Origin of the sequence: Escherichia sp. KCJ4928 (genome assembly GCF_004352695.1) — a bacterium.
GTDB lineage: Bacteria > Pseudomonadota > Gammaproteobacteria > Enterobacterales > Enterobacteriaceae > ECMA0423.
The window spans coordinates 1-8162 of sequence record NZ_SJWV01000178.1 but is presented as its reverse complement, the minus strand read 5'-3'; the positions used below and the strand labels follow the sequence as shown (position 1 = coordinate 8162).

The following is an 8162-nucleotide window of genomic DNA, read 5'->3' as shown; positions in this document are numbered from 1 at the left end:
TCATTAATCAGGGTTATTTTGTTTGATATATATCAATTGGAACTTTCATATGACACTTAGAATCAATGCTCTCTATAGTGATGAATAATCATCATTCGAAGTCAGGTGGGATGCCTGTCTGAATACACCTCCTTCAGGATGTGGGGGATTCTGCTGAGCATCTATGAAACTGAATGCAACTTATATAAAAATACGTGATAAATGGTGGGGGCTTCCGCTGTTCCTGCCTTCTTTAATCTTGCCCATTTTCGCCCACATTAATACTTTCGCGCATATTTCTTCCGGTGAGGTTTTTCTCTTTTATCTGCCTTTGGCACTGATGATCAGCATGATGATGTTTTTCAGCTGGGCGGCATTGCCAGGGATCACCTTAGGGATTTTTGTCCGCAAATATGCAGAGCTGGGTTTTTACGAAACGCTCTCATTAACGGCTAATTTTATTATCATTATCATTCTCTGTTGGGGCGGTTACAGGGTCTTTACTCCCCGGCGTAACAACGTTTCACATGGTGATACCCGTTTAATTTCCCAGCGTATATTCTGGCAGATAGTGTTTCCTGCAACGCTGTTTCTGATACTTTTCCAGTTTGCTGCATTTGTAGGATTGCTGGCGAGCAGAGAAAATCTGGTCGGTGTCATGCCTTTTAACCTCGGGACTTTAATCAATTATCAGGCCTTACTGGTGGGTAATCTGATCGGTGTCCCGCTGTGCTACTTCATCATTCGGGTAGTGCGAAATCCATTTTATTTACGTAGCTATTATTCGCAATTAAAACAGCAGGTTGATGCCAAAGTCACCAAAAAAGAGTTCGCGCTCTGGCTACTGGCATTAGGTGCTTTATTGTTGCTGTTATGCATGCCGTTAAATGAAAAAAGCACAATTTTTAGCACCAATTATACCTTGTCATTATTGCTGCCCCTGATGATGTGGGGAGCGATGCGCTATGGTTATAAGCTGATTTCGCTGCTCTGGGCGGTCGTGTTGATGATCAGCATCCACAGCTATCAAAATTACATTCCCATTTATCCTGGCTATACCACGCAGCTGACCATAACCTCCTCCAGTTATCTGGTATTCTCTTTTATTGTCAATTATATGGCTGTACTGGCAACTCGTCAGCGAGCGGTAGTCAGACGCATTCAGCGGCTTGCGTATGTGGACCCGGTGGTTCATCTGCCAAATGTTCGCGCCCTGAATCGCGCGTTGCGTGATGCCCCCTGGTCTGCGCTTTGTTATTTACGCATCCCTGGCATGGAAATGCTGGTTAAGAACTATGGCATCATGCTGCGGATTCAATACAAGCAAAAACTTTCTCACTGGCTGTCACCCTTGCTGGAACCGGGTGAAGATGTTTATCAGCTTTCGGGTAACGATCTCGCGCTGCGGCTGAATACAGAATCGCATCAGGAGCGCATTACCGCACTGGATAGCCATCTCAAGCAATTTCGTTTCTTTTGGGATGGCATGCCGATGCAACCGCAGATTGGCGTCAGTTACTGCTATGTGCGCTCGCCAGTGAATCATATCTACCTGCTGCTGGGAGAGCTAAATACGGTCGCCGAACTTTCCATCGTGACCAACGCCCCGGAAAATATGCAGCGTCGCGGGGCAATGTATTTGCAACGCGAATTGAAAGATAAAGTCGCGATGATGAATCGACTACAGCAGGCGCTGGAACACAACCATTTTTTCCTGATGGCCCAGCCGATTACCGGTATGCGTGGTGATGTTTACCATGAAATTCTTCTGCGCATGAAAGGTGAGAATGATGAACTGATCGGCCCCGATAGCTTCTTGCCGGTCGCGCACGAATTTGGTTTATCGTCGAGTATCGACATGTGGGTCATTGAGCATACGCTGCAATTTATGGCTGAAAACAGAGCGAAGATGCCCGCTCACCGTTTTGCTATTAATCTGTCTCCAACCTCGGTATGTCAGGCTCGTTTTCCTGTTGAAGTCAGTCAGTTGCTGGATAAATATCAGATTGAAGCGTGTCAACTTATTTTTGAAGTCACCGAAAGTAATGCTCTGACCAATGTTAAGCAGGCGCAAATCACCTTGCAGCATCTTCAGGAATTAGGCTGCCAGATTGCGATTGATGATTTCGGCACCGGCTACGCCAGCTATGCGCGGCTTAAAAATGTGAATGCCGATCTGCTTAAAATTGACGGCAGTTTTATCCGCAATATTGTGTCAAATAGTCTGGATTATCAGATAGTGGCATCGATTTGCCACCTGGCGCGAATGAAGAAAATGCGGGTAGTGGCAGAGTACGTTGAAAACGAAGAGATCCGCGAGGCGGTGCTCTCTTTGGGGATCGATTATATGCAGGGTTATCTTATTGGTAAGCCGCAACCGTTAATTGATACGCTGAATGAAATCGAACCCATTCGCGAAAGTGCCTGAATAATGCGGGCCGACATTTCTCGTCGGCCCGCAAAGCATTAAGCGGCGATTTCAGGTGTACTTTCTTCTTCAATTTTCAACCGCCAGCCAGCCACGCCTTCCCAGTATTCTTGCTCCTTTTCCAGATCAAGCCGTACCAGCGCATTCTGACTAAACCAGTCATGCGGGAAACGCAGTGTCCAGTGACTGTCATCAGTAATCAGTGTCAATGTTGGCGGTGTGGTGGTTGCCTGACGTTGATTGTTTAGTAATACGCCAAGGCGCAATAGCTGTATCAGTGGCAGGAACTGTTTCTTCTTAAACAAGGTAAAGCGCGGCAGATCGTCGAGCTTAATCGCTTTACGGTGATAGCGCACCAGTGTCGCCATCATCAGCTGCTGTTCCTGATTAAAACCCGGCAAGTCACTGTTTTGCAGAATATAAGCGGAGTGGCGATGCAAACCGCTGTGGTTGATATTCAACCCGACCTCATGCAGCATGGCGGCCCATCGCAGTAGCGCCTCCAGTTGCGGATGCGCCAGCTTCGGTTGCTGTTCCCGCCACTGTTCGTACATTTGCATAGTGGTATCCAGCACCCGTCGGGCCTGCTCGCTGTCGATGTGATACTGGTTGGCGAGGCTGCTGGCGGTGCGACTACGCACATCCTGATGACGGAAACGTCCTTCCATTTCATACAGTACGCCTTCGCGTAAAGCCCCGTCAGAAAGGCGCAGTTCACGGATGGCTAAAGCATCAAACACACCGCATAAAATCGCCAGTCCAGGAACGAAGACTGTTTTCCGCTCTTCGGAAAGACCCGGTAAACTCAGCGATGCGAAATTACGGTGACGTAAAACTTCTTTTACCAGTTTTTCCAGACGTTCCGGGGTAATTATCCCGTCTTTCTCGCCCATTTCCATTAACACTTCATGGGCGGCTTTTATGGTACCGGAAGCGCCCATTGCCACGTTCCAGCCCTGAATACGGAATTGCCAGGTTAAAGTTTCCAGTTTTTGTGCTGCCGCCATACGAGCGCGCTGAAAATTCTCTTTATTGATGACCCCGCCAGGGAAGTAAAGCTGGGCAAAGCTGACACAACCCATCCGGCGGCTTTCAACGAGAATCGGTTCGAAATTTTCACCAATCACCAGTTCCGTAGATCCGCCGCCAATATCAATAACCAGTTTGCGACCTTTCTCCGGTTGGGTATGTTCCACGCCCATAAAAATCAGACGGGCTTCTTCATTACCGGAAATAATTTCAATCGGGTAGGGAATGACCTTTTCCGCGCGTTTCAGAAAGTCAGTGGCGTTCAGCGCCTGACGCAGCGTATGGGTGCCGACTATACAGACGCTGGCAGGAGAAAACCCTTGTAGCCGTTCGGCAAACAGCGACAGACAGTTCAAACCGCGCGTCATTGCCTCTTCACTCAACATATTATCTGGCCCCAGGCCGTCCGCCAGATGCACCCGCTGTTTCAGGCGGCCAATAATCTGCATGGCACCATCTACCACACGGGCTATGACCATGTGAAAACTGTTTGAACCAAGATCGACCGCAGCAAACTCCTGCGGACGAGGGGATTTATCGTGTATTGGCATAGGGTTATTCAGGTTGTTCGAGTGATTTGATGTAGTCATAAATCGCCAACTGCGCCCGTACTTTGCGGCGATTGCCGCGGGGAACGTAGCGATTACTGAGTTCTTTATCGATATAACGAGCTTTGACCGTATCGCTGAACAATATGTCGATGATGTCCAGCACCCGCTGCTTCAGGCGCGGATCGAGCAGCGGTGTCGCCACTTCAATACGATAATCAATATTGCGCGTCATCCAGTCGGCGGAAGAAAGGTAGACCTTTTTATCGCCGCCATTTTCAAAAATATAAACCCGGTCATGTTCAAGGTAACGGTCAACAATACTGATGGCTCGAATGTTGTCGCTAATGCCTTCCAGATTGGGGATCAGCGAACACATTCCGCGAACCAGCAGATTAACCGGTACGCCGGAGCTGGAGGCCGCATACAGACGATCAACCAGGCCTTTATCGACAAGGTTATTTAGCTTCAGGGTGATACCACTGGGCAGCCCTTGCTGCGCGTTGGCGATTTCGCGGTCTACCATTTCATATAACAGACGGCGAGAGTTTTGCGGTGACACCATTAAATAATCAAATGTCACCGGGCGGTATGGGTTTTCAATAAAGTTAAATACCCGCCGTACTTCGTTGGTGATACGCGCATCTGCGGTCAGCAACGAATAGTCAGTATAAAGACGCGCGGTTTTTTCGTTAAAGTTCCCGGTCCCGATGTGTGCGTAACGGACCACTTCACCGTTTTCTTTACGTGAAATCAGGAACAGTTTGGCGTGAATTTTCAGCCCCGGCGCAGAGAAGATAACGTGCACGCCTGCTTCGGTCAGGCGCTTCGCCCAGTGAATGTTGGCTTCTTCGTCGAAACGCGCCTGTAACTCAACCACCACAGTGACTTTCTTACCGTTATGTGCGGCGTGGATCATCGAGTCGATGATGCGTGAATCTTTCGCCACGCGGTAAATGTTAATTTTAATCGCCAGTACGCTCGGGTCGAACGAAGCCTGACGCAGCAGTTCCAGCACATGCTCAAAGGTGTGATAAGGATAATAGAGCAACACATCGCGTTCGCGAATGGCATCAAAACCATTGCGGAACTGGGCTTTATCAAACCAAATGTGGCGTAAACGCGGCAGTGGTTTGTTCACCAGATTGGCTTTGCCGACATTGGGGAAATTAATAAAGTCTTTAAAATTATGATAACGACCGCCGGGGACGATGGAGTCGTAGCGGGAAATAGTCAGTTTTTCGCGTAACACTTCAACCAGCGCATTGGGCATATCGCGCTGATAAACAAAACGCACCGGCTCAGCAGTTAAACGCTGCTTGAGACTGGAAGACATCAACTCCATCAGGCTGGCTTCCATCTCATGCACTAAATCGTATTCGGCATCGCGGGTCATCTTCATTGAATAGGCATTCAGCGCGTCATAATCAAAGAAGCCTTTGAAAATATCATCAAGGCAGTAACGCAGAATGTTATCCAGAAGAATCATCGGCTTGCGTCGACGCGGTGCTTCTGGCGGTAAATTCACAAAGCGCGGCACTTTATCTGATGGGATCTCCAGCAGCGCGTAACGGATGGTATCGCCACGGATAATTTCCACCGCCAGATAGGTGTAATCATCTTTCAGGAACTGCACTAAGTCAGTGTCAGGATTGATTAAAATCGGCGTAATGTGCTGACGCAGATACTGCTTAAAATAATGACGAAGCCAGTTTTGTTGATTGACGGAGAGCTGGCGTTCATTAATCAGGAAGATCTGGTTACGCGCCATCTCCAGCAGCAGCTCGTTGTAGAGGCCGTCGAATTCCTGATCGGCTTTCAGCACCCGGGACTGAATTTTGCCCAGTAAATGGCGGGAATGAGAGTTGGAGCCTTGTTCTTCGCTAATAATGATGCGTCGCTTCAGTTCAGCGAAGCGGACTTTATAGAACTCATCAAGGTTATTGGAATAGATCCCCAGGAAACGCATCCTTTCAATCAGCGGGTTAGATTTGTCCGCCGCTTCCTGAAGCACGCGTTCATTGAACGATAACCAACTGAGCTCTTTTTCGATGTATAGCTTTTCCTGACCCATTACCACTTTTACTCCGTTTTATTCACGGGACACTGCCTGGATATTATGGCGAGCAATATTGGCAGATGTCCAACTATGCCAGAAAAGGGGGAAAAAAACTGCTGGAGCTTGCGATTTACAGGTGAATTGAAAAACGCCAGCGGCAGAGCTGGCGCTTTAACTACGGGGCATTACTCGTCGGCAGCGTAGCCCTGCGGCGGCAGACGTTGACCATCCAGCCACGCGGCGTTTTCGTGCATTTTCAGACGACCATCGGCAAACCAGCTAATCACCAGTGGATAAATAGCGTGTTCCTGGGTTTGCACGCGGGCGGTGATGTCATCTTCCGTATCACCAGCAAATACCGGGACTTTCGCCTGTAAAATAACCGGGCCACCGTCCAGTTCATCGGTGACGAAATGCACCGATGTACCGTGCTCTTCATCACCATTTTCCAGCGCCTGACGATGGGTGTGTAATCCGGGATATTTCGGCAGCAGAGAAGGGTGAATGTTCAGCAAACGCCCGGCATAGTGGGAGACAAACGCCGGGCTGAGAATGCGCATAAAACCAGCCAGCACGACCACATCGGGTGCGTACATGTCGATTTCATGAATCAACTCCCGGTCATAGGCTTCACGACTGTCAAACGCGCTGGCGATGAGCGTATGCGTTGCAATACCCGCCTGGCGGGCGCGTTCAAGGCCGAACGCGTCGGCCTTATTGCTGAAAACTGCCCGTACGGTGCCTTTAATTTTGTTAGTTTTACAGGCGTCAATAATTGCCTGTAAATTACTTCCGTTGCCGGAAATAAGCACCACAATATTCATTATTCGATAACCACGCGTTGTTCGGAATCAGAGGCTTTGATGATACCGATTTTCCACGCGTTTTCACCGTTGGAGTTTAGCAGGGCGAGGGCTTTGTCCACTTCCGGAGCAGGCAGGGCGATAATCATCCCGACGCCGCAGTTGAAGGTGCGATACATTTCATGGCGCTCAACGTTACCTGCCGTTTGCAGCCAGTTGAACACTTCCGGCCACTGCCAGGAAGATTCATCAATCACTGCCTGAGTATTATCTGGCAATACGCGTGGAATGTTTTCCCAGAAGCCGCCGCCGGTCAGGTGCGCAATGGCATGCACATCGACCTTTTCAATCAACTCCAGCACTGACTTCACGTAAATGCGGGTCGGTGCCAGCAGATGATCTGCTAATGGCTTACCATCAAGTTCGGTGGTTTGCGGATCACAACCGCTGACTTCAAGAATTTTGCGCACCAGCGAATAGCCGTTCGAGTGCGGACCGCTGGAACCGAGTGCAATCAGCACATCGCCGTCGCTGACTTTAGAGCCGTCGATGATTTCTGATTTTTCTACCACGCCAACGCAGAAACCCGCGACATCGTAATCCTCACCGTGATACATCCCCGGCATTTCTGCCGTTTCGCCACCCACCAGTGAACAGCCCGATTGCAGACATCCTTCCGCGATACCGCTGATCACCGCTGAAGCGGTATCAACATCCAGTTTTCCGGTTGCGTAATAGTCGAGGAAAAACAGCGGCTCTGCACCTTGCACCACCAGGTCATTAACGCACATGGCGACCAGATCAATACCAATGGTGTCGTGACGTTTTAAGTCCATCGCCAGACGCAGCTTGGTACCTACGCCGTCAGTACCGGAAACCAGCACAGGTTCACGATATTTTTGCGGCAATGCACACAGCGCACCGAAGCCGCCCAGACCGCCCATCACTTCCGGACGACGCGTTTTCTTCACTACGCCTTTGATTCTTCCAACCAGAGCATTACCCGCGTCAATATCAACACCGGCATCTTTGTAGCTAAGAGAGGTTTTATCGGTCACTGCTTGGGTCCCCACGCGTTACTTGCGGTAGAAAAATAAAATTCGGCGCAATTCTAACAGGGAAAGCAAACGTTTGCGAGACTGCTTTACACAACCTTTTTGCACGTCTTTTGCCCAGGCACGCGGCGAAAGAAGACTTGTGCCAGGGTAAAGGTTAGTTTTCGGATGGAATAATCTTCTTTCATAACCATTTGAATATAAAATAACTTTATCTCAAACCGTTATCATTTTGACTAAAGTCAACGAAAAGAATATTGC

Annotated in this window: 5 protein-coding genes; 1 reads left to right on the top strand and 4 read right to left on the bottom strand. The window is 49.1% G+C overall.

Annotated features, from left to right (window positions below):
* Nucleotides 1-163: 163 nt before the first annotated feature.
* Nucleotides 164-2407 (top strand): cyclic-guanylate-specific phosphodiesterase PdeF, encoded by a 2244-nt coding sequence (gene pdeF / locus E0D98_RS19230; protein WP_050877146.1) that lies wholly within the window; start codon nucleotides 164-166, stop codon nucleotides 2405-2407.
* A gap of 38 nt (nucleotides 2408-2445) precedes the next feature.
* On the opposite strand, the gene ppx is transcribed toward pdeF, so the two are convergent.
* The 4 genes from ppx to purM form a co-directional block, all read right to left on the bottom strand.
* Nucleotides 2446-3987 (bottom strand): exopolyphosphatase, encoded by a 1542-nt coding sequence (ppx, locus tag E0D98_RS19225; RefSeq protein ID WP_047086721.1) that lies wholly within the window; start codon nucleotides 3985-3987, stop codon nucleotides 2446-2448.
* A 4-nt stretch (nucleotides 3988-3991) separates the two neighbouring features.
* Entirely contained in the window at nucleotides 3992-6058 is a 2067-nt protein-coding gene (ppk1, locus tag E0D98_RS19220) for a polyphosphate kinase 1 (protein WP_000529576.1), read from the bottom strand.
* Between the two features lie 170 nt (nucleotides 6059-6228).
* Complete coding sequence (purN, locus tag E0D98_RS19215) at nucleotides 6229-6867, bottom strand: phosphoribosylglycinamide formyltransferase (RefSeq protein WP_001028614.1); 639 nt, start codon at nucleotides 6865-6867, stop codon at nucleotides 6229-6231.
* Nucleotides 6867-7904, bottom strand: a complete 1038-nt coding sequence (gene purM, locus E0D98_RS19210; RefSeq protein ID WP_001299062.1) for a phosphoribosylformylglycinamidine cyclo-ligase — start codon at nucleotides 7902-7904, stop codon at nucleotides 6867-6869. The genes purN and purM overlap by 1 nt, the downstream gene beginning before the upstream one ends.
* Nucleotides 7905-8162 lie beyond the last annotated feature (258 nt).

Excerpts from the sequence above, each read along its gene's own strand:
- pdeF (WP_050877146.1), top strand. The coding sequence starts at position 164 with ATGAAACTGAATGCAACTTATATAAAAATACGTGATAAATGGTGGGGG.
- ppx (WP_047086721.1), bottom strand. The coding sequence starts at position 3,987 with ATGCCAATACACGATAAATCCCCTCGTCCGCAGGAGTTTGCTGCGGTC.
- ppk1 (WP_000529576.1), bottom strand. The coding sequence starts at position 6,058 with ATGGGTCAGGAAAAGCTATACATCGAAAAAGAGCTCAGTTGGTTATCG.
- purN (WP_001028614.1), bottom strand. The coding sequence starts at position 6,867 with ATGAATATTGTGGTGCTTATTTCCGGCAACGGAAGTAATTTACAGGCA.